Source organism: Aeromonas cavernicola, assembly GCF_002795305.1.
GTDB classification, from domain to species: domain Bacteria; phylum Pseudomonadota; class Gammaproteobacteria; order Enterobacterales; family Aeromonadaceae; genus Aeromonas; species Aeromonas cavernicola.
The window spans coordinates 45,461-69,141 of sequence record NZ_PGGC01000060.1 but is presented as its reverse complement, the minus strand read 5'-3'; the positions used below and the strand labels follow the sequence as shown (position 1 = coordinate 69,141).

The 23,681-nt window shown below is 55.4% G+C and carries 21 protein-coding genes and 1 riboswitch; of the genes, 7 read left to right on the top strand and 14 right to left on the bottom strand.

What is annotated here, in order from left to right:
- Positions 1-24 precede the first annotated feature (24 nt).
- Positions 25-1,398, bottom strand: coding sequence for an alanine/glycine:cation symporter family protein (locus CUC53_RS06980; protein ID WP_100293484.1), 1,374 nt, complete (start codon positions 1,396-1,398; stop codon positions 25-27).
- Between the two features lie 264 nt (positions 1,399-1,662).
- Positions 1,663-1,778: riboswitch (glycine riboswitch) on the bottom strand.
- Between the two features lie 504 nt (positions 1,779-2,282).
- Between CUC53_RS06980 and CUC53_RS06975 the strand changes: the two genes are divergently transcribed.
- The gene (locus CUC53_RS06975; RefSeq protein ID WP_100293483.1) at positions 2,283-3,464 is read left to right on the top strand and encodes a type III PLP-dependent enzyme; all 1,182 of its coding nucleotides are present in this window, start codon (positions 2,283-2,285) and stop codon (positions 3,462-3,464) included.
- Between the two features lie 88 nt (positions 3,465-3,552).
- Here the strand turns inward: CUC53_RS06975 and CUC53_RS06970 are convergent, their stop codons facing one another.
- Positions 3,553-4,521, bottom strand: a complete 969-nt coding sequence (locus CUC53_RS06970; protein ID WP_100293482.1) for a calcium/sodium antiporter — start codon at positions 4,519-4,521, stop codon at positions 3,553-3,555.
- Positions 4,522-4,651: 130 nt separating this feature from the next.
- Complete coding sequence (gene yfcD / locus CUC53_RS06965) at positions 4,652-5,134, bottom strand: NUDIX hydrolase YfcD (protein WP_100293481.1); 483 nt, start codon at positions 5,132-5,134, stop codon at positions 4,652-4,654.
- A 209-nt stretch (positions 5,135-5,343) separates the two neighbouring features.
- Between yfcD and CUC53_RS06960 the strand changes: the two genes are divergently transcribed.
- Positions 5,344-5,568 (top strand): DUF1107 family protein, encoded by a 225-nt coding sequence (locus CUC53_RS06960; RefSeq protein ID WP_236757884.1) that lies wholly within the window; start codon positions 5,344-5,346, stop codon positions 5,566-5,568.
- A 46-nt stretch (positions 5,569-5,614) separates the two neighbouring features.
- On the opposite strand, the gene CUC53_RS06955 is transcribed toward CUC53_RS06960, so the two are convergent.
- The 6 genes from CUC53_RS06955 to CUC53_RS06930 all read right to left on the bottom strand — a co-directional run bounded on the left by CUC53_RS06955 (position 5,615) and on the right by CUC53_RS06930 (position 9,909).
- Positions 5,615-5,926, bottom strand: coding sequence for a DUF2845 domain-containing protein (locus CUC53_RS06955; RefSeq protein ID WP_100293480.1), 312 nt, complete (start codon positions 5,924-5,926; stop codon positions 5,615-5,617).
- 150 nt (positions 5,927-6,076) lie between these two features.
- Complete coding sequence (locus CUC53_RS06950) at positions 6,077-6,688, bottom strand: BamJ family beta-barrel-assembly machinery protein (RefSeq protein ID WP_100293479.1); 612 nt, start codon at positions 6,686-6,688, stop codon at positions 6,077-6,079.
- Positions 6,689-6,810: 122 nt separating this feature from the next.
- The gene (locus tag CUC53_RS06945) at positions 6,811-7,542 is read right to left on the bottom strand and encodes a copper homeostasis protein CutC (protein ID WP_100293478.1); all 732 of its coding nucleotides are present in this window, start codon (positions 7,540-7,542) and stop codon (positions 6,811-6,813) included.
- Positions 7,543-7,583: 41 nt separating this feature from the next.
- Positions 7,584-8,486: an ROK family protein gene (locus CUC53_RS06940; protein ID WP_100293477.1), complete on the bottom strand. Its 903-nt coding sequence runs from the start codon at positions 8,484-8,486 to the stop codon at positions 7,584-7,586.
- A 110-nt stretch (positions 8,487-8,596) separates the two neighbouring features.
- Positions 8,597-9,106, bottom strand: a complete 510-nt coding sequence (locus CUC53_RS06935; RefSeq protein ID WP_100293476.1) for a GNAT family N-acetyltransferase — start codon at positions 9,104-9,106, stop codon at positions 8,597-8,599.
- Positions 9,094-9,909: a M48 family metallopeptidase gene (locus tag CUC53_RS06930; protein ID WP_100293475.1), complete on the bottom strand. Its 816-nt coding sequence runs from the start codon at positions 9,907-9,909 to the stop codon at positions 9,094-9,096. The genes CUC53_RS06935 and CUC53_RS06930 overlap by 13 nt, the downstream gene beginning before the upstream one ends.
- Before the next feature lie 727 nt (positions 9,910-10,636).
- On the opposite strand from CUC53_RS06930, the gene CUC53_RS06925 reads away from it, so the two are divergent.
- The 3 genes from CUC53_RS06925 to CUC53_RS18830 are packed head-to-tail and all read left to right on the top strand — an operon-like array spanning position 10,637 to position 12,303.
- Positions 10,637-11,122: a type VI secretion system PAAR protein gene (locus tag CUC53_RS06925; RefSeq protein ID WP_100293474.1), complete on the top strand. Its 486-nt coding sequence runs from the start codon at positions 10,637-10,639 to the stop codon at positions 11,120-11,122.
- Positions 11,115-11,936: a hypothetical protein gene (locus CUC53_RS06920; RefSeq protein WP_100293473.1), complete on the top strand. Its 822-nt coding sequence runs from the start codon at positions 11,115-11,117 to the stop codon at positions 11,934-11,936. The genes CUC53_RS06925 and CUC53_RS06920 overlap by 8 nt, the downstream gene beginning before the upstream one ends.
- Entirely contained in the window at positions 11,911-12,303 is a 393-nt protein-coding gene (locus CUC53_RS18830) for a hypothetical protein (protein WP_157798212.1), read from the top strand. Before CUC53_RS06920 ends, CUC53_RS18830 begins: the two co-directional genes overlap by 26 nt.
- Positions 12,304-12,525: 222 nt before the next feature.
- Here the strand turns inward: CUC53_RS18830 and CUC53_RS06915 are convergent, their stop codons facing one another.
- From CUC53_RS06915 to dapB, 5 genes are all read right to left on the bottom strand, one after another.
- A complete protein-coding gene (locus tag CUC53_RS06915; protein WP_100293472.1) occupies positions 12,526-13,713 on the bottom strand; it encodes a DUF1615 domain-containing protein in 1,188 nt (395 codons plus the stop codon).
- A 176-nt stretch (positions 13,714-13,889) separates the two neighbouring features.
- Positions 13,890-15,548, bottom strand: a complete 1,659-nt coding sequence (gene leuA / locus CUC53_RS06910) for a 2-isopropylmalate synthase (RefSeq protein ID WP_100293471.1) — start codon at positions 15,546-15,548, stop codon at positions 13,890-13,892.
- A 537-nt stretch (positions 15,549-16,085) separates the two neighbouring features.
- On the bottom strand, positions 16,086-19,310 hold the full coding sequence (gene carB / locus CUC53_RS06905) for a carbamoyl-phosphate synthase large subunit (RefSeq protein WP_100293470.1): 3,225 nt from the start codon (positions 19,308-19,310) through the stop codon (positions 16,086-16,088).
- A 16-nt stretch (positions 19,311-19,326) separates the two neighbouring features.
- Positions 19,327-20,478 (bottom strand): glutamine-hydrolyzing carbamoyl-phosphate synthase small subunit, encoded by a 1,152-nt coding sequence (gene carA / locus CUC53_RS06900; RefSeq protein ID WP_100293469.1) that lies wholly within the window; start codon positions 20,476-20,478, stop codon positions 19,327-19,329.
- A 653-nt stretch (positions 20,479-21,131) separates the two neighbouring features.
- Positions 21,132-21,944 carry a 4-hydroxy-tetrahydrodipicolinate reductase gene (gene dapB, locus CUC53_RS06895; protein ID WP_100293468.1) on the bottom strand — a complete coding sequence of 271 codons (813 nt, stop codon included), beginning with the start codon at positions 21,942-21,944 and terminating at the stop codon, positions 21,132-21,134.
- A 304-nt stretch (positions 21,945-22,248) separates the two neighbouring features.
- Here dapB and CUC53_RS06890 point away from each other — a divergent pair, with 304 nt between their 5' ends.
- Both CUC53_RS06890 and rpiA read left to right on the top strand, forming a co-directional pair.
- Positions 22,249-22,845: a 5-formyltetrahydrofolate cyclo-ligase gene (locus tag CUC53_RS06890; protein WP_100293467.1), complete on the top strand. Its 597-nt coding sequence runs from the start codon at positions 22,249-22,251 to the stop codon at positions 22,843-22,845.
- A gap of 132 nt (positions 22,846-22,977) precedes the next feature.
- Complete coding sequence (gene rpiA, locus CUC53_RS06885; RefSeq protein WP_100293466.1) at positions 22,978-23,631, top strand: ribose-5-phosphate isomerase RpiA; 654 nt, start codon at positions 22,978-22,980, stop codon at positions 23,629-23,631.
- Positions 23,632-23,681: the final 50 nt, after the last annotated feature.

Genomic DNA, 23,681 nt, shown 5'->3' with positions numbered 1-23,681 from the left:
CTGATGACGTGCGACGATCCCCCATCAGACGGCCACAGAGGTTGAGCGAGCAGCCCCACGCACTTGGCTAAAATACGCCCGCGTCTCCGCTATCACTATATGGCGCAACCCTATCAAACCAATGAGGTTGGGCACCGCCATCAGGCCATTAACGATGTCAGCCAACAACCAAATCAGGTCCAGATGGAGGAAGGCACCGCTCGCCACCAACGCCAGATAGACCAGACGATAGGGCTTGATCGCCTTCACCCCGAACAGGTACTCGGTGCAGCGCTCGCCATAGTAGTTCCAGCCAAGGATGGTGGTAAAGGCGAAGAACAGCAGGCCAATGCTCACCAGATACTGGCCAATATGGGCATCCAGTCCTTGCGCAAAGGCGGCACTGGTCATGGCCGCACCACTCAAGTCGCTACCCCATACCCCGGTCACCACCAGAGTCAGGCCGGTCATGGTGCAGATGATGATGGTGTCGATGAAGGTGCCGGTCATGGAGACCAGCCCCTGCTCCACGCAAGAGTCGGTCTTGGCCGCTGCCGCCGCGATGGGCGCAGAACCCAGCCCCGACTCGTTGGAGAAGACCCCGCGCGCCACTCCGGACTGAATGGCCAGCATGATGCTGGCGCCGACGAAGCCGCCGGTCGCCGCATGGCCGGTGAAGGCGCTCTCGATCACCAGCATGACGGCATCGGGCAGGGCGCTGGCGTTGTTCACCAACACGCCCAGACAAGCGACGATGTAGAAGATGGCCATGAAGGGCACGACTTTGCTCGACACGCTGGAGATGGACTGGATCCCCCCCAGGGTCACCAGCGCCACGATCAGGGTCAACACCACGGCGGTCGCTTCACGGGGCACCGAGAAGGAGAGGCTCATGGCGTCGGAGATGGCATTGACCTGCGGGAAGGTACCGATGCCGAAGAAGGCCACGCCGATGCCGAACAGGGCAAACAGCTTGGCGAGCGGTTTGGAACCGAGCCCCTTCTCCAGATAGTACATGGGGCCGCCAGCCATCTGGCCGTTGGCATCCTGCTGGCGGTATTTGACCGCCAGCAGGCACTCGGCGTACTTGGTGGCCATGCCGAACAGCGCCGCCATCCACATCCAGAACAGGGCACCGGGGCCGCCGAGCTTGATGGCAGTGGCCACCCCGACGATGTTGCCAGTACCTATGGTGGCAGAGAGGGCGGTGCAGAGGGCGCCGAAGCTGGAGACGTCCCCCTGTTTGCCCAGCCCCTGATCGCGGCCAAACACCAGCCGCAGCGCGAGCGGCAAGCGCACGACCTGCAGCAAACCCAGACGCAGGGTGAGATAGATACCGGTCCCGACCAGCAGGATCAGCAGGGGCGGGCCCCAGATAAAGCTATCGATGGCGGTTAACGCCGCTTGAATTGATGACATGCATCCTCCTTAAGAAACAGCAATTAAGGAGGAGAAGGATGATCTTCCCATAGGTGTCGCGATCGGCCAGAGGCGATCGGATGCAAGCCAAGAACGTGTTCACACGCTAACTGCGAGGCCGTGATCAAGGCTCATGTGCAGCTCGCTTATATGGAACCAAGAAGCTCACGTATGTCTATACGCTCCGGTTCCTACGCTGCTCTTTACCTTGCTGACGACCTCTCGTTACAGATCGTGAACAGTTCCACGCTCAGGTACAACCATCCCATCCCCTCTGTCCTTTTGCCTGAGAGTTTCCGGCGCCAGCCGGCCCTTGCGGGTAGTCATGGTGCCTTGCTCCTTCGGCGCCCGATTGAACGGGTCTCTCCAGAGTATCGTCCAGTAGCAGTCCACACCGGTTGCCCGGTACCTGAAAGATTCACTTCTTCGGTGGATGGTTGCCCATCGCTCTCCTGCTACCTTCATCCGAACTAGTTTGGATTAGGAAGCGCGCATGGTAATTGAAAAACCATGGGCTGTCTTGCTCTTGAAACTCCCCTCCTCTCCTTTTTTAGCCTTGCCGCTAATCGTCATAAAACCGTTCAACTTTACTTAACAATTCAATTACTTAATCTACTACGTGCAATAAAATCATCCCAACAACTACGCCAGCGAAAACAATGCCCTCTCTCGTTTCGGCCAGAAAATCTCAACAACATAACCAATCAAATTACTTGCGCATAAACTCAATAAGAAGATAATTCCGCGCATAACCAAGCACTTTGCCACTCATTTATGCACGGTGCTTGGTTGGTCCCACCGGACCACTCGCCTGACCCGGCCGTCGCCGGTTCAATCGCATATGGCTTGGGCATATCACGCCCCCTAAGGATGACCAAAAGAGAATGAACGAGACTCTGGTTGCAAAAGATGTGGTTGCAAAAGATGTGGTCGCACAAGATTACCGTCAGCTGGTTGAACAATTCGGCTCTCCTCTGCTGCTGCTCGACAAGGCAGCGGTGCGCAAACAATATCGGGCGCTGGCTGCCGCCCTGCCCGATGTTCGATTGCACTATGCACTCAAACCCCTGCCTCACGAGGCGGTGGTAGCCGTCTTACAAGAAGAGGGGGCCTGTTTCGATCTGGCTACCAATGGCGAGGTGGATCTGGTGCGCAGTCAAGGGGTCCGCCCGGGGCGCTGCATCCACACTCACCCCATCAAGCGCGACAGTGACATTCGTTATGCACTGGAGTTCGGCTGCACCGTGTTTGTCTACGACAACCCGCTGGAGCTGGAAAAGTTCATTCCCTACAAGGATGAAGTAACCCTGCTGCTGCGGGTCAGCTTCCCCAACCCCGAGACCAAGGTCGATCTCTCCAAGAAGTTCGGCTGCACCCCAGAACAGGCGCTGCCACTGCTGCAACTAGCCCACGCCAAAGGGATCAAGGTGATGGGGCTGTCGTTCCACGTCGGGTCTCAAGTACCCCACGCGCAACGGCATGTGCAGGCTATCGACGCCTGCCGCGAGATCATGGAGCAGGCTTGGACACTCGGCCTCAAACCTTGGGTGCTGGATATTGGCGGCGGTTTTCCGGTCGACTATGCGGGGGGCGAGCTTGACATTGACAGCTTCTGTGCGCCGATCCGCACCGCATTAGCTAAGTTGCCCGCCACGGTACAGAAAATTGCTGAACCGGGCCGCTTTATTAGTGCCCCGGCCATGACCTCGATCTCTAGCGTCATGGGCAAGGCCCACCGCGGTAACAAGATCTGGTACTACCTGGATGACGGCCTCTACGGCAGTTACAACGGCCAGCTCTATGACCACGTTACCTATCCGGTGAGCACCCCTTTCGCCAAAGGAGAACCTCATCACTCGGTGCTTGCCGGCCCTACCTGCGATAGCGTCGATGTGATCCGCGACGACATCATGCTACCGGATCTGGCTATTGGCGAACTGGTGATTGGTAAGGTGATGGGGGCCTACACCTGGGCCTCTGCCTCCACCTTCAACTTCTTCCCCAAGGCGAACATTCTCATCGTAGATAGCAGCCAACAAGGCAAGAAGCTGGTCGCGGTTGCCTGAGCACACCGCTCGCTCGCCAACAGGTTCACTGGGCAAAAACAAGAGGGGGAAGCAAGCGCTTCCCCCTCTCTCATTTCACCAACCCCTATCAGATAAACTGACTGGTCAGCAGCCAGCCGGTGTAGGCGACAAAGCAGGTAAGCAGCACGCCCCCTTCCAGCCGATTGATGCGCCCCTGCCCCTTGCGGCCCAGACACATCAGCAGCAGCACCAAGGTCAGCCCCATCATGATGCTCCAGTCGCGGGAGAGTACTTCAGGCGCCACATCGAGCGGCGCTATGCCCGCCGCGATCCCCACCACCGCCAGGGTGTTGAACAGGTTGGAGCCGAGCACGTTGCCAAGGGCCAGATCATGCTCATTCTTGCGAATGGCGATGAGGGACGAGGCCAGCTCCGGCAGGGAGGTTCCCACCGCGACTATGGTGAGACCAATCACCAGATCGCTGATGCCAAGGGCTTGGGCGATGGTCACCGCACCCCATACCAGCAAGCGGGAGGCGGCGATCAGTAGCACCAGCCCGACCATCAGCCAGAAGATAGCGCGCTTGAGGGACATCCCCTCGCTCTCGATATCCTCGGCGGTCTCGCTATCCAGCGCATCTCCCTTGCTATTCATGCCAGTCCAGATGGACCAGCCTATCAGGGCAACGAAGACGGCCCCCAGAATGACCGCATCCATCCAGCCCAGATGACCATCAATCAGCAGGGCGCCGGAGAGCAGGGTAATACCGATCAGGATCGGGATCTCCTTGCGCACCACCTGGGAGGTGACGGCGATGGGGCTGATGAGGGCGGTTAGGCCCAAGATCAGGGCGATGTTGGTGATGTTAGAGCCATAAGCATTACCCAGTGCCAAGCCAGGATTACCCTGAGCGGCAGCAAGGGCTGAGACCACCATTTCAGGGGCCGAGGTGCCAAAACCGATGATCACCATACCAATCAGCAGCGGTGGCATTCCTGCATAACGGGCGGTAGCGGCAGCACCATCAACAAATTTATCTGCACTCCAGACCAGCAGTATTAAACCAGCAATCAGAGCAATCACAGCTAAGGTCATCGTTTCGCTTCCCCTTGGTTTGATGGCTGTTGAATGTCTTATCTAGAAAACATGCCAAAAGCCCTCTATGGCATGGTGCAGCAAGGATCTCAGCTCCCTTTCTCGCTCTCTCCCCACCATGCCAACCCCTTTAACGTCTTGCCTGCCACGTGGCAATGGCCAGCAGTGAGTCTGGGGTAAACTCTCGGGCTCTCTCCGCGATCTCCGCTTGAGTCATCCACTGCACCTCGCTCACCTCTTCGGCTTGTAAACGAAGCGGCCCCTGATAACGGCAACTGAATAGGCCGCCCCAGACCCGATACCCCTCTCCTTGCGCATAAAACGTCCCAAAATCTTGCAGTGGTACATGCTCAATGCCCAGCTCTTCAGCCAGTTCTCGGCGGGCAGAGGGCTCCATCAGCTCGCCCGATGTCACCACGCCACCGGCACAGGCATCCAGCATACCGGGGCAGAAATCCTTATTGAGGGTACGGCGCTGCACCAAAATGCGATCGGCATCATCAAGCACCAAGATATAGCTGGCACGGTGACAAAGATTGTCTCGCCGCACCTGAGCTCGCTCAGCCACGCCGATCACCTGATTATCTGCATCCACTATATCCACCCATTCCACATCCCGCTCCTTAGCTTGCTAACTCCATAGACACCCCAGTATATCGATGTAACCACTTGTCATGGCAGACTTTTTTGCAAGTATGCCAGCAAATGCGGCTTAATCAGCAATAGCCAATCAGCGCCTGTTATTTTCTCTCTCATCCCGCGTCACATGGCTGTCACTTATCCGCCCCATAGTGGTCGCGGTCCAAGCATCACAGAGGGATGATGATGAAGGTTTTCAAACATGGCTCTCCCCGCCAGATTGCCCGCTACATCAAGCGTTTTCATCAAGGTAGTTTCAGGGTGGAGGCGCTGGGGCAATTTGAATTTCATGGTGGGAGGATCGATTTGAATCATCGCACTTGTCGGCAGACCCTGACCTTGATCCGCCAGATCAAACAGGAGCTACACGATTTGCGTCCTCTCCCGCTGTCATCTGGACAACCTTGAATGTCCGAGTAGTAGATAGGCTACTTCCATGCTTTTGCCCACGGGGTCATCCACCACGTGGGCCATTTTCTATCTCGGTAATGATCCCATTACGTACGGTAACAAACCGCATAAACTCGCTTTTACCAAAGTAGTAAGTCCACCGCTCACCGTATTGCACCGTGATCACATGGCCATACTGATTTTGCTCATATCGGTTCAGCGCTTCACGTAACAACGGCTGCCCGCATTTTAGTAACATCTCAGCCGTACTATCACCTTCGGTAATGAGCGCATTCTTGCAACGCATGGCATCGGCTAACGCGGGTGAGCCCATCAGTGACAGCAGCATCACTATAACGTTTCGTGTGTTATTCATCGCTCGCCTCTCCCCGCAATGGGTTCCCCTTCAGTATGGCGGTTTCTGCAACAAGACCCTTCCCATGGCGTGCCGCCGCGTTTCCTCCGCTACGCCCACATCAACAAAAACGGCGACCGTTTGGTCGCCGTGTGGATCAAGCTAACGGGATCACAGAATATCCAGCAGCTCGACTTCAAATACCAACGCACTGTAAGGCGGGATGGAGCCAGCGCCACGTGCACCGTAGGCCAGATCTTGGGGGATACAGAGCTTCCATTTAGAACCGACGGGCATTAACTGCAACGCTTCAACCCAACCAGCAATCACCCCAGTCACTGGGAACTCGGCTGGCTGGCCACGGGCGACCGAACTATCAAAAACGCCACCGTCGGTAAAAGTACCATGGTAATGCACGCGCACGGACTGACCGGCAACTGGCACAGCCCCGTTACCTTCTACCAGCACTTCGTACTGCAGGCCGGAATCAGTCACTTTCACACCGGCACGCTGAGCGTTCTCGGCTAAGAAAGCCTCGCCTTCTGCCGCGGCTGCTTTGGCAACAGACTCTTGCTCTTCCTGCATCCGCGCGGTGATCACCTGGAAGGCATCGTTGATATCGTCACGGCTAACCGCGAACTCCAGCCCATTGAGTGCATCTGCCAAACCTTGTTGCAGGGCGGGGATATCCAGCCCAGCAAAGGCTTGCTGCGCCAATTGATCACCCATGTTGCGGCCAATGCCATAACTGGCTTTCTGTTCGATAGAGTCGTATTGAGACATTGAAAAGTTGCTCCAGGTTCTGATGATAAAAAGAGACGGGATGATAACAGACTTTTATATGGGGTGCTGCCAGAGCGCCATTGATTTACCGGATAACGGGGGGCTAAGCCACGCCGGACTGACTAGATATCAGCTCGGTCTAACAACGCTCGCACTGTCGCCACCTTATTGCCGTCGGTCATATTGATCCGCCCATCGTCTGAGGCCCCCATGCTGACACCTGATGGCTGGATACCGCCACGCCAACCCATAGCCGACATATGCACTTCGCTCACCCCTGTTGCTTCAAGGATGGCCATCACGTTATCTGCATTGACCCCCGCACCGGGCATCAGGCTGGCACGTCCGGCCAACAGCTGTTGCATGGCCTGCAGTGTTGCAAGCCCGGCTAAAGCGCTGGGGGCAAGCCCTGAGCTCAAGATCCGTTCACAACCTGCTGCGACAATGGTTTCCACGTCCTGTCGCCAGTTTGAGCTCACATCTATTGCCCGATGAAAGGTGACCCCCAGCGGCCCTGCTGCCTCCACTAGCCGCGCCAGCTTTGCTGGCGGGACTCGCCCCTCCTCATCAAGTAACCCCACCACAACCCCTTGTAGGCTGGCCGCCCTCGCAGCAGCGATATCGAGCAGCATCATCTCAAACTCGCCTTCGCTAAAACAAAAATCCCCTGCCCGAGGTCGGATCATGGCGTAAACAGGAATAGTCGCGTGCCGCGCCGCCGCCTGCATAAAACCATAAGATGGCGTCAGGCCGCCAAGGCCCAGCGCAGAGCACAGCTCAATCCTGTCTGCACCTGTTTGCTGGGCCGTAAATAGGGATTCAAGGTTGTCGATACAGATTTCAAGACTGGACATGTTGGCTCCTTGAGAAGGGAGATCAGTCTCTGAATCTGATCTCATAAATTAAGTAATGCCGCACCGCGTACCCCCCCTGCACCACCGAATTGGGCTTGGCGGATCTCAGGCAGAGCAACACCTGGTAGCAGATGACCAGGCAAGCGAAGCGGTAGTTGTTCATACAAGATAGGTAGGCCACTTAACCCCCCTCCGAGTACCACCACATCGGGGTCCATCACCGAAATGGCGGTAGCCAGCCCCGCGGCCATGATCTCCAACCAGCAGTCTATGGTCGCCACCGCGTGGGGTTCATGGGCCTCAAAGCGGCCGATAATCTGGTAACCCGTCGCCCGTTGACCGTGGAAGTGGTGATAAAGCCTCTCTAGTCCCGAGCCAGAGGCATAACTTTCAAAACAGACCAAACGACCACAACCACAGCGGGGACGCGGTAAATCGGGATACTTCATCAACATGGTGGCAGGTAGAGGATAATGGCCAATCTCCCCTGCTAACCAATTGCGTCCTCGCACCAGCTGACCTGCCAGATAAAGCGCGCCGCCAACACCAGTTCCTATCGTCATACCAAGCGCACTGCCGGCCCCCTCTGCGGCACCTTTATGCACTTCAGACCACAGAAAACAGTTGGCATCGTTATCGACCTTGACCGGACGAGCAAGCAACTCGGCCAAGTCGGCACCGAGATGGCGTCCATTGATAGCAGGTAGATTAGCTGCCACGATGCTGAGATCGTGGCTATTGAGCACCCCCGGGAAACCGATGCCTACCGCCCCCCGGATCCCCAAACGCGCATCAGCTTGCTCAACTCGCTCGCAAATCAACTGCTGTAATCGCTGATAATCATTGCCCGGCGTGCTCATTCGCTCTTCATGACAAAGATTCAACGCGTCATCGTAAACAGCAAACGCAATTTTGGTGCCGCCAATATCAAAGCCGTAATACATGCCCACACTCCCTTGTTGGCGAGTCAGTTCGCCGCATTCATCCTGAAAGGGGACATTGTATTAATTCGCAAAAAAAATAAAGTGACGAGGGACGAAAAATAGAAGAGAGATCAAAGAGAGCAGCACATTTTTCGCTGAAACCCATCGGCACCCAGTATGGGGCTGGTGCGCTGCTGGCCGGCAAATACAAAACCACGCTGCTGGCAAAAATGCTCACCGACTGGATTGCCATTGAGTAACCACAACGTAGCGTGGCCACAACCCGCCATCCGCATCTGCATCGCCACGGCTTGCCATAAACGCCGGCCATAACCCTGCCCCCAATAGCTGGGATGTAAATAAAATGCCCTGATCAGGGCGCTTGGCGCGCCCTCATGCTCGGGCATGGCCTGCCAGTAAAGCAGCCCTTTTATGACGTCGTCGACACAGAGCAACATCGGCGCCGGATCTGTTTTTGCGAGGCGGCGTTGCCAAACCTGCAGATGTTCTACCGCCGCCAGCTGTGCTAGCCGCGCAGAACCCTGGGTTTCACCATACGCCGCAAGCCAACTGGCACGTTGAATCACCGTCATCGCAGCGGCATCAGTTGGCCGTGCAATACGCAAACTTATGCTTTGCATCTAGGCTCCAATCCCGCCGCTTTGGCCTGCTGATAAAGTGGCTGCACCTGTGCCTGCTGAGCTTGCAGATCAGCAATGCGTCTCTCGTTACTGGGGTGAGTGGACAGTAACTGCGGCGGTGTTTTGCCACCGGATGCCGCACTCATGTTTTGCCACAAAGGGATCGCCTCCGCTGGATTAAAACCAGCACGGGCCATCAACTCCAGACCCAGTCGGTCTGACTCACTCTCTTGCTCACGGCCATAAGGTAATAGCACCCCGACCTCCATCCCCAGCCCCAACGCTGCCATGGCGGTATTGCGATACTGACTATATTCGCTGGACCCCAACGCAACGCTAGCCGCCGCCATCCCCATCCCAGCCAGCTGACTACGAGAGAGCCGCTCATTAGAGTGCTGTGCCAGCACATGAGTCAGCTCATGCCCAATGACAGTCGCCAATTGATCCTGATTATTCGCCACCTTAAGCAACCCGCTATAAACCCCGATTTTACCGCCGGGTAGAGCAAACGCATTGACCTGATCAGAATCAAACACCACCACTTCCCAGCTGGTAATGCCATAGTTGGCGGGTACTTGGGCCGTGACCGCATTAGCAACACAGTTGACGTAGGCATTTAGCCTCGTATTGGTACTCACTCTCTCTTGCTGCTTCATCTGCTCAAATGAGTCAGCACCTAACTGACTCATTTGCTGAGGGGAGTAAAGTAGCATTTGGCTACGACCAGTCGGCGACTGGGCGCAGCTCATTAGCAACGCACTGCACAGCGCAGTTAAAGCACATCGAGCCACAGAAAAAACCATGAAAACATCCTTCGCGATAAGGTTGCGCCTATTCTCGGAAATGCCGCTCTGCTACGCAAGGGCGGATTCAACGCCGAAGTGCAATGCTCGTCGAAAAATCAGGCTGCGTTGAATGACGCCTCAAAGATGGCCTGCGACTGTTGGCATCCCAGACTGTAGCGACATAGTGAATTGGATCAGTGAATTGGGTCCGCTAATTGGAGGTAACACCTCCATTAGACGAACTCAAAGGCACCTACTTCTAGCTGATGCCAGTCAGTTAAGCCTGACTGGAATTAAGCCCATGGGTCGCCCTTGTTCTTGCCGCACGGCGTTTTGTTGGCCATCCACGCCCGCTTAACGACCGCTCACGGGCCCCCTGTGGGGTGTCAGAAAAATCTTAAAACGTCCTCTGCGGCCTGAATCAAATAGCTTCATTAGTTACCTATGGCACAATGGCACTTTCCATAAACGAGAGTCGAAATTGTGCAGGAAGTTATCAAGTTATTAAGAAAGGAACACGACATTCATTTTCCCACGCTGGGGGTGATCGTCAGAGTGACCGAAAACGGCGTGGCGCTGTTGACTGAGAGCGTTCACATCACATCGCCTGCGGATGGGGTGTTTAATATGGACAACGACAACTGGCTGATTATGCCAAACCCAACAGGTGGGATTGTGCTCCATTCGCAGGGGCGAAGGGCAACCCGAAACAGCAACATGATGTATCGCATGTTGAGGAGTCAGCATGACGAAGCAGGCCGCAACTGTCGGGGACATGGGAACCGACCACGATGGATTTCCCCCCACCCCGATCATTGAAGGATCACAGGATATCTTCATCGATGGCAAACCAGCAGCCAGAGTGGGGGATGCGCTTGCTCCCCATGCTAAACCCGGTAGCCCACCCCATGATCGGGTGATCACCACGGGCTCAAAGACGGTGTTTTTTAATGGCCGGCCTGCCGCACTCACGGGCAGTGAAATTGGTTGTGGCGGGCTGATTATCGGTGGCAGCACGGTCATTATTGGGGATCAAGCACCACCGATTATTAGCTCATTGGTTAGTGATGTTTTTTTTGATAGAAAATTATATTTTTCAGCGATTATTGATTACTTCATTGAAGATGGAAACGGTAATAAATTGTCTTCTGGCTACGATAAAAATGCCTATACAGGGTTAGTTGAAAACTCTGGCTTAATCAATTTATTTATCGGTGGAAAAAATGAGTAATAAAAGTGACGTAGTTGAGAAAATGACAATTGATGGTGAGGTACTCGAGTTTGTTACTAGAGAAGGAAAAACTTTTTTAAAAAAACAATATACTCTGACAGATTCTAAAAAAAATGACCCTGAAAACATTGTATTGCCAAACATAATTGTGGTGACTCGTGACAACGGATTGATTTTATTTGTGTTACGTGGACTTGGTGAGAGCCTGAAATTCATAACAGTACGAACATTATATAATCAATACAAATATCAATGGTTTGAGCCACTCGCTGACAATTACCGAGAGCTAATTTATATTAACAGCAAAGATTATAACAAGGACGCATATAAACACTTCACATGGAAACAAATTGATGAATTCGCTTCTGTTGATCGTTCTCCAATGGATTTCCGTACTGAGCAAGCCGGTGACTGGAAACAATCTAAAGAAGGCGGTAATGGATTTTTTCTGGTGATGATTGAAGGTATGCCTTACTGGACTGATGCTGTTGGACAAATTCCGTTTGCCATTGATACATACAGGTTGCTTCATAGCGTTCCTGGGGTTGTTAAAGTAGGAATTGAATGGGGGCCAGGGGAGGTAATGGCAAGAGTAAAAGGTGATTTCGATAATACAAATAAATATGATAATTACTTTATTCTTAGAGGAGCGCTCTATGCAAAAAGAAAGTATGTTTATAACACAACTCCGAATTCATCTGGTACATATCCTGCGATAAGGGTTACTGAGCACATAAATAGAATCAACCCAAATGAATTGGCAACCCCCATTACAGTCAGAGAGGCGGATGATTATGCGACTTGGAGTCGTTAAATTAATTATTCCATTTTTAATCGGTGTGATATCCGCGTTATCCTTTCTTTTTATTAGAGAATTGGGATTTTTAATTTATACAAGCTATACATCCGTTTTTTCAAGCGGCAGAACACTTTATTATACGATATGGTTATTAAGTTTTTTCATTGCAATGCCGCTCCTTTTTATTATAGGAGTCAGTAGGTGTGGTTTAAAGTGGGGAGTTATTTCATTTTTAATTTTCATTTACTTTATTTTTGACTCATTTGGGCGTAACCCATTATGGGGTGGGTTACTCGCACTATCATATCTTGGGGCATTAGCTATTTCACTTTTTCTTAAGACCTATTTAAATAAATGGTCAAGAGGTCATGCCAGACTTTGAATTAAAAAATGACCTAGCAAAGTTTCAATACCTCTCATTTTTGTGAAAACTTACCTGATGATAAACGTGGGAATAACCGAGGCAATCCGTTTTGGGGATGCAGTGGATACCCACGCTGCAGAGGCATTATCAATATCAGAAACCGTGTCGAAGCGATCACTTAATACCCCTTACTCTTCACAGCAATAACAAGGGCGGCCAATGGGCCGTCCTTGTTGCTTCTTAGCGAATGCTCGCCATACGCCGTACGCAGCGTTGCTCTCGGTCATCCACCCGTTTGGCAAACCAAGCGGTGGTCAGGTTACGGGTGATTTTCGGGCTTTTCAGCACAATGCCGGGCAGGATGGCGCGGGGTTGTCGCTTGCCTGCTTGTTGGTCAGCCAAGGTCAAGACCCGCAAAAAAAGGTCACTTTGACCAAACTCGGCGCTATCTCCTTGGCGCAGGCTCTGGTGGATGGCCGCTTTGCTCATCTTGACTCGGTCAGCCAAGGTGTAGACGGCCAGCTCGGTGTTACTCGGCAGATCCGAGTCATAGCGGATCAAATCCCCGTCCAGCGCCAGAGTTTTACCACTCAAACGGCTGACGGCGGCTTGAAAAGCGGCGTTGCGGCTGGCATACCAGCCAGCGTTGAAGTCAGCAAAGCGGTAGAGGGTATCGGGGTAATCGGCGGGATAGCCAAAGATATGTTTGGTGCCAAACCAGATGCCGCCACGGCGGGTAAAGACCTCGTGGCGAATTGAGGTAGTGATGGGATAGGGGTAGCCGGCGGCATTGGCCTCGGCAAAGGCGACACTCACCTGCATCGGCCCTCCTGTACGTACTGGGTTGAGGCTACCAAACAGGCTCTTGCCGAGCGGCAACATCCCGATCATGTCTTCGAAGATCTCGCTCATCTCCCGTTCGGTGCGCAAGGCATCGATCCGCTCGGCGTAGCTTTTGCCGGTGGGCGAGTTGATGGAGAGCGCCGCCCGCACCATCAGCTCGGGGATCAGCAGTTTGCCAGCGCGAGCGTTGATCTCCTGCCAGGCGATGTTGCTTAAATTGGGCACCACGGGGTCGGCCTGATAGGTGGCTTCCTGCTCCGCCACCGCTAACACGCTACAGACGTTGTGATCATTGACGGTCAGCCCTTGACTGGTGAGCGCGGTGACGACATCGCTCGCCCACCCCCGTTTATCCACCACCTGTTTCGGTAAAAAACGGACGATGCGGCTGGTCATCTCTGTTGGCGGGCGCGGCTGCATGGCGGGAGCAGCCTTAGCTGCCTTGGGGGTCACGGATGCCTGAGGCGCTGATGCCGATGAGGGGGCGGCTGATCTCGTCCCAGCCGTGGGGTCACTGGCACACCCTGCCAGCAACCCCAGTAGTAACAGAGGGGCGAAGTAAGGGTGAAGACAAACAGCACGCATGGCAGTTCCCCGCAAGAGAATGGGAAGCGGCGGGGGAAGAGCCCCAGACGCAGACAGGCCGCCATTGTAGAGGATTGGGCAGGGCAGCAGAAGGCCGCCATGCCCTTGGCGCCCGCCGACGTCAGCGTACTGGAGCGCTGCCACCCCAGCAAAGCCGCGGGGTAACCTTGGGTGGCTTAAGCGCGGTGGTGGCCAGTGAGTACCTGAGCGGATCCATTGATCACCGCCTGCAAGGAGGCATTGACCACATCACGGCCAATCGCCACCCCACAGACCCGTGTCCCCTCGACACTGAGCAGCACATAAGCGGCGGCGCGCGATTCGGTGCCCACACTTAAGGCGTGCTCTGAGTAATCAAGCACATCGACCTGCATCCCGGTCTGACGCTGCCAGCCATTGACCAGCGCCGTGATCGCCCCCTCCCCCTCGCCAGTCAGCTGCAACAAGCCCGCTGGGGTTTGCAGCTCAACGCTCAGGCTCTCCTGACCGTCATGACCGAGCTGAAAACGTCCGATGCGATAACCATGCGCGGGGGCAAGGTAGTGCTGCTCGAACAGCGCACAGATCTGCTCTGGGCTCACCTCGCTGCTGTTGGCTTCAGCCTGCGCCTGCACCCGCCGGCTGAAATCAATTTGCAGCCAGCGCGGCAATTGCAAGCCAAGATCACGCTCCAGCAGGTAGGTGACACCCCCCTTGCCGGACTGACTGTTGATCCGGATCACCGCCTCATAGCTGCGGCCCAGATCGGCCGGGTCGATGGGCAGATAGGCCACATCCCAGTAATGGTCTGGTTTTTTCGCCGCCAACGATTTACGGATCGCATCTTGGTGGCTACCAGAAAAGGCGGTGTAGACCAGCTCGCCAGCATAAGGATGGCGGGGATGGAGGGCGATTTGGGTGCAGGCGCCGACGGTGGCGACGATGGCATCCATGTCGGCCAGATTAAGCTCGGGATCAACCCCTTGGCTGTAGAGGTTCATGGCCATGGTGACGATATCCATGTTGCCCGTACGCTCACCGTTACCAAGCAGGGTGCCTTCTATGCGATCGGCGCCGGCCAGCACCGCCAACTCGGCCGCCGCCACCCCGCAGCCCCGATCATTGTGGGTATGAATCGAGATGCTCACCTCAGGGCGAGCCTTCAGGTTGCGGCAAAACCACTCCACCTGATCCGCAAACACGTTGGGGGTGCTCACCTCAACGGTGGCAGGCAAATTGAGGATCATCGGGCGGGCTGCGCTGCGCCACTCATCGATCACCGCGTCACACACCTCCACCGCAAAGTCCACTTCGGTGCTGCTAAAACTCTCTGGCGAGTATTGAAAGCTCCACGCGGTGTGCGGGTAACGGGCGGCGTAATCACGCACCCAACGCGCCCCTTGCACCGCGATGGCTTTGACCCCGGCCTTGTCGGTATTGAACACATAGTGACGTTGCGTCGGGTTGACCGAGTTATAGACGTGGACTATCGCCTGTTTAGCCCCTTGCAGCGCCTCAAAGGTGCGGGCAATCAGATCTTCGCGAGCCTGCACCAATACCTGAATAGTGACATCGGCCGGGATCAGGTCTCGTTCGATAAGCTCACGGACAAAGTCAAAATCGGGCTGGGAGGCTGCCGGAAAGCCCACCTCAATATGCTTGAAACCAACATGGATCATCAGCGCCCACATTTGCAGCTTCTGCGCGACCGTCATCGGTTCGACCAGCGCCTGATTGCCATCGCGCAGATCCACGGCGCACCACTGCGGCGCCCGCTCCAACACGCGGTTAGGCCATTGACGATCCGCCAGTGCGATGACCGGAGCGCGGCGATATTTGCGATGATCGAAACTCATATTCAGATTCCCTGGATGAAATAGGTGGTGTTACTGGGCCAGACTACACTGTCACCGCACGTCAGCACGGCAAACTCAGCACGGCAAACAAGGGGCAACTGAGCTGATGAGTTAAGAGGGGGAGCGGGCTGCGCGGTAACGCTAGCCCTGACGGTAACTCGGGCGGTAACCCAAGCACCATTTCCAATGATCGCTGTCGATAAACCGCGACCGGCCAAACGGGCGGGGTGCGCCACTGGCCCTGATCCTCGCACCCCGCAGCAGCGGGCGCAGACGACCTTAGGTAGTGGTTATCAGTATATAAAGGCAAGCGGGGTGAGTAATTGCAAAGATTGCAACCATTAGCCTTAATGTCGCAATTATTATTCTAATTTAGCTACTTATGTGGTGACTTTCACCACTAGGTCAGCTTGAAGCCCTGCTATCCTCTCTTGCCATTGCACTCGGCTACGCGCAATGGCATCACAAAAAAACCAGCCTGTTGGCACGCCAACAGGCTGGTTTGTGGGGATCACGGGGCAAGGGGTGATCGCTACGTTATTTGCCCTTTACTTGCTGATGCAGCTCTTGCACCGAACGCACCTGGGCAGTGGCATCTACGCTGATGGCCATGCAGGTGGCAAACGCCGCATTCAAGGTGGTGGTATAGGCTACCTTGTGCTGCAGGGCGCCACGACGCAGCTGTCTGGAATCCTGAATCGCTACCCGCCCTTCGGCGGTGTTGACGATATAGGTGTACTCGCCGTTTTTGATCCGATCGAGAATGTGTGGGCGCCCTTCATGTACCTTGTTGACCAGCCGTGGGTTAATGCTGCCCTCCCCTAGTGCAACAGCGGTGCCATGGGTCGCATCCAGCTCATAACCGAGCTCCAACAACTTAGCGGCTAGATTGATCACCCGCTCCTTGTCGCTGTGTCGAACCGACAGCAGGGCGCGGCCCTCTTTCGGAACAGCGTGGCTGGCCCCCAGCTGGGCCTTGGCGTAGGCCTCGGCAAAGCTACTGCCGACCCCCATCACCTCGCCGGTCGAGCGCATCTCAGGCCCCAGCAGTGGATCCACCCCTGGGAACTTGGCAAACGGCAGCACCACCTCTTTGACCGAGTAGTAGGGCGGGATGATCTCTGTGGTAAAGCCCTGATCTTTGAGGCTTTGACCCGCCATCACCCGCGCAGCGATCTTGGCCAGCGGGGCGCCGGTGGCCTTGGAGACAAACGGCACGGTCCGAGCGGCGCGCGGGTTCACTTCAATGAGATAAATCTCATTGTTCTTGACCGCAAACTGGACGTTCATCAGACCGACCACCCCAAGCTCCAGTGCCAATTTGCGCACCTGCTCGCGCATCTCATCCTGAATCGCCTTGGAGAGGGTATAAGGTGGCAAAGAGCACGCTGAGTCGCCGGAGTGAATGCCCGCCTGCTCAATGTGCTCCATGATACCGCCGATCACCACATCCACGCCGTCGCAGATGGCGTCTACGTCCACTTCGATGGCATCGTCTAGGAATCTGTCGAGCAGCACAGGAGATTCGTTGGAGACGCTCACCGCCTCGGCCAAGTAGCGACGCAAGTCGGTCTCGTCATAGACGATCTCCATGGCGCGGCCACCCAACACGTAGGACGGGCGTACCACCAGTGGGTAGGTAATCCGCTCGGCCAGCACAACCGCCTGCTCCAGTGCGGTGACGGTGCCATTTTCCGGCTGCTTTAGCCCTAAGCGCTCAACCGCAGACTGGAAGCGCTCACGATCTTCGGCGCGGTCGATGGCATCCGGGCTGGTGCCAATCACCGGCACCCCATTCGCTTCCAACGCGCGCGCCAGCTTGAGCGGAGTCTGGCCACCGTATTGGACGATAACGCCCTTGGGCTGCTCGACGCGGACGATTTCCAGTACGTCTTCCAGGGTCACCGGCTCAAAATAAAGGCGATCCGAGGTGTCGTAATCGGTGGAGACGGTCTCTGGGTTGCAGTTGACCATGATGGTCTCGTAACCATCTTCGCGCAGGGCCAGCGCAGCGTGCACGCAGCAGTAGTCGAACTCGATACCCTGCCCGATACGGTTAGGGCCACCGCCGATGATCATGATCTTGTCACGGTTGCTCGGCGCCGCTTCGCACTCTTCGTCATAGCTCGAATACATGTAAGCGGTGTTAGTGGCGAACTCGGCCGCGCAGGTATCGACCCGTTTGTAGACCGGGAAGATGTTGTGGCGGGCCCGCAGTTTGCGCATTTCCCCTTCGGCTACGCCGAGGATCTTGGCCAGCCGCGCATCGGCAAAGCCTTTGCGCTTGAGGGCGCGTAGGAAGTCGGCATCGAGACCGGCCATGCCGCGCTCTTTCACCTGCTCTTCCAGCTTCACCAGATCCTCAATCTGCACCAAGAACCAAGGATCAATCTTGGTTAGGCGGAAGATGCCATCCATGGAGAGGCCGGCGCGAAACGCATCGGCGATGTACCAAATCCGGTCACAACCCGCATCTTGCAGTTCGTGACGAATGCGGGTCAGCGCGTCAGGGGCATTGAGATCCACCATGGGATCGAAGCCGGTTTTGCCAGTTTCGAGGCTGCGTAGTGCCTTGTGCAGCGACTCTTGGAAGTTACGGCCGATGGCCATCACTTCGCCGACCGATTTCATCTGAGTGGTCAGGCGATCATTAGCACCAGCGAATTTTTCGAAGTTAAAACGCGGCACCTTGGTGACCACGTAGTCGATGGCTGGCTCGAAGGAGGCCGGAGTACGACCGCCGGTGATGTCGTTCATCAGCTCGTCGAGGGTGTAACCGATAGCGAGCTTGGCGGCGATCTTAGCAATCGGGAAGCCGGTCGCCTTGGAGGCGAGCGCCGAGGAGCGCGACACCCGTGGGTTCATCTCGATGATGACCATCCGGCCATCTTTCGGGTTAATCCCAAACTGGACGTTGGAGCCACCGGTCTCGACCCCGATCTCGCGCAGCACCGCCATGGAGGCGTTGCGCATGATCTGATACTCCTTGTCGGTCAGCGTCTGGGCTGGTGCGACCGTGATGGAGTCACCGGTGTGGATCCCCATGGGATCGAAGTTTTCGATGGCGCAGACGATGATGCAGTTGTCGTTGCGATCCCGCACCACTTCCATTTCGTACTCTTTCCAGCCGATCAGCGACTCGTCGATCAGCAGCTCTTTGGTCGGCGACAAGTCCAGACCGCGCTCGCAGATCTCAACGAACTCTTCGGTGTTGTAGGCAATGCCACCGCCCGAGCCGCCCATGGTAAAGGAGGGACGGATGATGCAAGGGAAGCCGACCATCTGCTGCACGCCCCACGCTTCTTCCATGTTGTGGGCGATGCCGGCACGCGGGCACTCCAGGCCAATGCTGCTCATCGCCTTGTCAAAGCGGGAGCGATCTTCGGCCTTGTCGATGGCATCGGCGGTGGCGCCGATCATCTCGACCCCAAATTCCGCCAGCACACCGTGCTTTTCTAAATCCAGTGCGCAGTTGAGCGCGGTCTGACCGCCCATGGTGGGCAGGATCGCATCTGGACGCTCTTTTTTGATGATCTCGCGCACCACTTCCCAAGTGATGGGTTCGATATAGGTGGCGTCAGCCATCTCCGGGTCGGTCATGATGGTGGCGGGGTTGGAGTTCACCAAGATGACGCGGTAGCCCTCCTCTTTGAGGGCTTTACATGCTTGGGCACCGGAGTAGTCAAATTCACAGGCCTGACCGATGACAATGGGGCCAGCACCGAGGATCAGAATGCTCTGTAGGTCGTTACGTTTTGGCATGGCTTCTCGATTCCTCTTAGGCGCGATACTGCTTAATCAATTCAATAAAGTGGTCAAAAAGAGCGGCACAGTCGTGTGGGCCTGGGCTCGCTTCGGGGTGGCCCTGAAAGCTGAAAGCTGGGCGATCGGTGCGATGGATACCCTGCAAAGAGCCATCAAACAGCGAGACGTGGGTGGCGCGCAGGCAAGCTGGCAGGCTGTTCTCGTCCACCGCAAAACCGTGGTTTTGGGCGGTGATCATCACGGTGTTGTCGTCGAGGCTCTTGACCGGGTGGTTGGCACCGTGGTGGCCAAACTTCATCTTGACGGTCTTGGCGCCGGAGGCGAGCCCCAGCAGCTGGTGCCCCAGACAGATGCCAAACACCGGGGTATTGGTGTTGAGAAAGGCCTCAATCGCTTCGATGGCGTAGTCACACGGCGCGGGGTCACCGGGGCCGTTGGAGAGGAAGATGCCATCAGGGTTCAGCGCCAACACCTCGGCAGCGGGGGTCTGGGCGGGCACCACGGTCAGCCGGCAGCCACGGTCCACCAGCATCCGCAGGATGTTGCGCTTGACGCCAAAGTCATAGGCAACCACGTGGTATTTGAGTTGATCGGCATCTGGGGTGAGGTGCCCCTTGCCAAGCTGCCAGCTGCCTTCTGCCCAGTGATAGGCGTCGGCGACGGTGACCTCTTTGGCCAGATCCATCCCCTTCAAACCGGGGAAAGCGCGGGCCTGTTCGAGGGCAAATGCCTCGTCAGCCTGAGTCCCAATCACCTCTCTACCGGCATAAATGCAGCCCGCCTGAGCGCCTTTTTCGCGCAGGATGCGGGTCAGTTTGCGGGTGTCGATGTCGGCGATGCCAACGATATTCTGAGACTTGAGGTAATCGGAGAGGGATTGCTGATTGCGGAAATTGGAGGCCAGTATCGGAAGGTCCCGGATGATCAAGCCCTGAGCATGGATTTGGCTGGACTCTTCATCTTCGCTGTTGGTGCCGGTGTTGCCTATATGGGGGTAAGTGAGGGTGACGATCTGACGGGAGTATGAGGGGTCGGTGAGAATTTCCTGATAACCCGTCATCGACGTGTTAAACACCACTTCACCAACGGAACATCCCTCGGCGCCTATCGACACGCCTTTAAACACAGTTCCATCTTCCAGCACTAGCAATGCAGTGTGATTCAAGACAACCTCCAGTTATTTAGCTTTAAATTCAGCAATTTACCTGGGTGTTGCGAGTTCGTTCCCGTCGATGACAGGACTCAAACTCGGCAGATTTCTGGCAAATTGGGCGCATTCTACTTAAAAAAAGGAGGGTTTCAATGGTTTTATCACTACCAAAAACCGCTCTCTCCACATAAAAAATCACACATAATGATTTTATATGCAACAAAAAGTAGCTAAGCACGTTGCCACCTGCCTAAAAACCAAACTAAACAAGCTCATACCACAAAGACCAAATAAAAAAACAAAAATAGAAATATAACCCTTTAAAAACAAAATATTACAAAAATATTTATTTAAATTTATTGGTGATTTTCGGGGCTTTTTTGCCGTTTTAAAAAAGATTAAGATGAAAAATCGTTTTTACCACCAAGAATAGTTAATGATCTGAAAAAAATCTGACTCATGGGCTAGCGGCGCTCTTTTTAGATTATTTTTTAAACATCCTCACCCATGATAAGTGTCTTCGGCTACGCTACCGAGCAATTGATAGGGATTTTTAGATAGTTCGCTATAAAAAAACAAAAAAACCATCATTTAAACAAAAAATAAAAAAAAGCCCTTTAACTTAAGGGCTTTATTGCATGGTAAAAAAATTAGTTGCTGACAGTGGGTTATTTCAGACTGAGCACATCCTGCATGTCGAATAACCCAGCCTGTTGGCTTGCCAACCATTTAGCCGCGCGTACCGCACCGTTGGCGAAGGTGAGGCGGCTGGACGCCTTGTGGCTGATCTCAACCCGCTCGCCGATATCGGCAAACATCACCGTGTGCTCCCCCACCAAATCGCCAGCGCGGATGGTGGCAAAGCCGATGGTGTTGCGATCCCGCTCGCCGGTGATCCCCTCGCGGCCATAGACGGCACAATCCTTGAGGTCACGGCCCAGCGTTTTCGCTACCACTTCCCCCATGGAGAGCGCGGTGCCAGAGGGCGCATCCACCTTATGGCGATGGTGGCCTTCGATGATTTCGATGTCGGTGTAATCCCCCATCACCTTGGCAGCCTGTTCTAGCAGTTTGAACACCAAATTGACCCCGACCGAGTAGTTGGAGGCGAACACGATGCCAATCTGCTTGCCAGCTTCTGTCAAGGCGGCCTTGCCTGCCTCGTCAAAACCGGTAGTACCGATCACCATCAGCTTGTGGTGGGCCAGCGCAAAGGCCAGATTGGCTAAGGTCACCTCGGGGCGGGTGAAGTCGATGATGAGATCAAACGTATCACGCACCTTGTCGAGGCTGTCGCTGATGGCCACCCCCAGATGGCCTAGGCCGCCCAGCTCACCGGCATCAAGCCCGATCACCGCCGAGCCCGGCCGCTCCAGCGCCGCGCCAACCACTACCCCATCGGTATTGGTGATGGCCTCTAGCAGCACCTTGCCCATACGGCCATTACAGCCCATCACGGCTACCCGGATCGGATTGTCCATTCCACCCTCTTGTCTGTGCAGTTAAGGAAAATGACCGTTTTACCAGCCCACGCCCCCTTTGAAAAGCATGGGATAGCCAAGCGCACGCACTGTGGCCAAACAGACTGCGGCCAAACAGAGAGTCCATTGACACGCATGCTATCGCCGCCCTCACCAAGCCACTGAGATAGTCCCGCCAATCCTTACCCGCCCCTCACCTCCCCAAAGGAGTCACCCTGCACCATCTCGCTGCTCCCTGTTCATCCCTCGGTGGGCTTGTTAAGGTAACCGCGCCTTTGCCGTGTTCGCTATCACAGGAGATGCTATGCAAGATACCCAGCCCGACCGACACGCCCTGCGCGGCCTGATGCGCCAGCGCAGACGCGCCCTGAGTCATAGCGAGCAACAGCTGGCCGCTCAGCAATTGGTCACCCAATTCAAACAGCACCCCGATGTGCAGGCTGCTAAGCGTATCGCCTTCTATCTGGCCAACGATGGCGAGCTCAATCCGCTGCCCACCATTCATTGGCTATGGGCGCAACGTAAAGAGGTCTACCTGCCGGTGCTACACCCCTTTACCCCCGGTCATCTGCTCTTTTTACGCTATACCGCCACCAGCCCGATGGTGCGCAACCGCTATGGCATCGAAGAGCCGGAGTTGGATGTGTTGCAGGTGGTACCACACAGTGCGCTTGATCTGATCTGCACCCCGCTGGTCGCGTTTGATAGCGCAGGTAATCGCCTTGGCATGGGGGGCGGCTACTATGACCGGACGCTGGCCTGCTGGCATCAGCACCGGCTCGGCCCCAAACCACTGGGTATTGCTCACGACTGCCAGCAGGTGGATGCGGTCCCGCAAGAGGAGTGGGATGTGCCGCTGCCACAGCTCATCACGCCTTTGCGCTGCTGGCAATTTAGCTGACAGCTCCCCGCCATGGGCCTGTGTCCCCTAAACTAGCAAACGATTTACATTTTTAGCGCGCGACGTGAGCCCTGTGGTCGCTCCGCTGCCGATGGTTGTATAATGCGCCCGCTTTTAGCCAAAGGATCGATCATGACTCAAGATGAAATGAAGAAGGCGGCCGGTTGGGCTGCGCTCAAGTATGTAGTTCCCGGCACCTTGGTCGGGGTGGGCACTGGCTCGACCGTTAACCACTTCATCGACGCGTTAGCGACCATGAAGGATGAGATCAAGGGGGCGGTATCCAGTTCAGTTGCATCCACTGAGCGCCTCAAGGGGCTGGGGATCAGGGTGTATGATCTCAACGACATTGACACCCTCTCTGTCTATGTCGATGGTGCCGATGAGATCAACGCAACCCGCGACATGATCAAAGGCGGCGGCGCAGCCCTGACCCGCGAGAAAATCGTTGCGGCCGTGGCAGATAAATTTATCTGTATCATCGATAACACCAAGACAGTCCCTGTGCTGGGCCACTTCCCGTTGCCGGTTGAAGTGATCCCCATGGCCCGTGAATACGTGGCCCGCGAGATCAGAAAATTAGGTGGCAATCCGGTCTGGCGCGAAGGCGTGGTGACCGATAATGGCAACTATATTCTGGATGTGAAGGGGATGGCCATCACCGACGCCAAAGGGCTGGAAGTAAAGCTCAACAGCATTGTTGGCGTGGTAACCAACGGTCTGTTCGCCCACCGTGGCGCTGATGTTGTGTTGATTGGCACCCCAGATGGGGTCGTCAGCCAATAATATTGCTCGGTGATGATGACGGCGTCTTATGACGCCGTTTTTATTTATAC

Bases quoted from the DNA above. Each gene is read 5' to 3' on its own strand.
- carB (WP_100293470.1), bottom strand. From the start codon at position 19,310: ATGCCAAAACGTAACGACCTACAGAGCATTCTGATCCTCGGTGCTGGC.
- CUC53_RS06940 (WP_100293477.1), bottom strand. From the start codon at position 8,486: ATGTATTACGGCTTTGATATTGGCGGCACCAAAATTGCGTTTGCTGTT.
- CUC53_RS06955 (WP_100293480.1), bottom strand. From the start codon at position 5,926: ATGAATAACACACGAAACGTTATAGTGATGCTGCTGTCACTGATGGGC.
- dapB (WP_100293468.1), bottom strand. From the start codon at position 21,944: ATGGACAATCCGATCCGGGTAGCCGTGATGGGCTGTAATGGCCGTATG.
- leuA (WP_100293471.1), bottom strand. From the start codon at position 15,548: ATGAGTTTCGATCATCGCAAATATCGCCGCGCTCCGGTCATCGCACTG.
- CUC53_RS06950 (WP_100293479.1), bottom strand. From the start codon at position 6,688: ATGTCTCAATACGACTCTATCGAACAGAAAGCCAGTTATGGCATTGGC.
- CUC53_RS06925 (WP_100293474.1), top strand. From the start codon at position 10,637: ATGACGAAGCAGGCCGCAACTGTCGGGGACATGGGAACCGACCACGAT.
- CUC53_RS06915 (WP_100293472.1), bottom strand. From the start codon at position 13,713: ATGCGTGCTGTTTGTCTTCACCCTTACTTCGCCCCTCTGTTACTACTG.
- CUC53_RS18830 (WP_157798212.1), top strand. From the start codon at position 11,911: ATGATTATGCGACTTGGAGTCGTTAAATTAATTATTCCATTTTTAATC.
- CUC53_RS06930 (WP_100293475.1), bottom strand. From the start codon at position 9,909: ATGGTTTTTTCTGTGGCTCGATGTGCTTTAACTGCGCTGTGCAGTGCG.
- CUC53_RS06890 (WP_100293467.1), top strand. From the start codon at position 22,249: ATGCAAGATACCCAGCCCGACCGACACGCCCTGCGCGGCCTGATGCGC.
- CUC53_RS06935 (WP_100293476.1), bottom strand. From the start codon at position 9,106: ATGCAAAGCATAAGTTTGCGTATTGCACGGCCAACTGATGCCGCTGCG.
- CUC53_RS06920 (WP_100293473.1), top strand. From the start codon at position 11,115: ATGAGTAATAAAAGTGACGTAGTTGAGAAAATGACAATTGATGGTGAG.
- CUC53_RS06960 (WP_236757884.1), top strand. From the start codon at position 5,344: ATGATGAAGGTTTTCAAACATGGCTCTCCCCGCCAGATTGCCCGCTAC.
- CUC53_RS06945 (WP_100293478.1), bottom strand. From the start codon at position 7,542: ATGTCCAGTCTTGAAATCTGTATCGACAACCTTGAATCCCTATTTACG.
- CUC53_RS06970 (WP_100293482.1), bottom strand. From the start codon at position 4,521: ATGACCTTAGCTGTGATTGCTCTGATTGCTGGTTTAATACTGCTGGTC.
- rpiA (WP_100293466.1), top strand. From the start codon at position 22,978: ATGACTCAAGATGAAATGAAGAAGGCGGCCGGTTGGGCTGCGCTCAAG.
- CUC53_RS06975 (WP_100293483.1), top strand. From the start codon at position 2,283: ATGAACGAGACTCTGGTTGCAAAAGATGTGGTTGCAAAAGATGTGGTC.
- CUC53_RS06980 (WP_100293484.1), bottom strand. From the start codon at position 1,398: ATGTCATCAATTCAAGCGGCGTTAACCGCCATCGATAGCTTTATCTGG.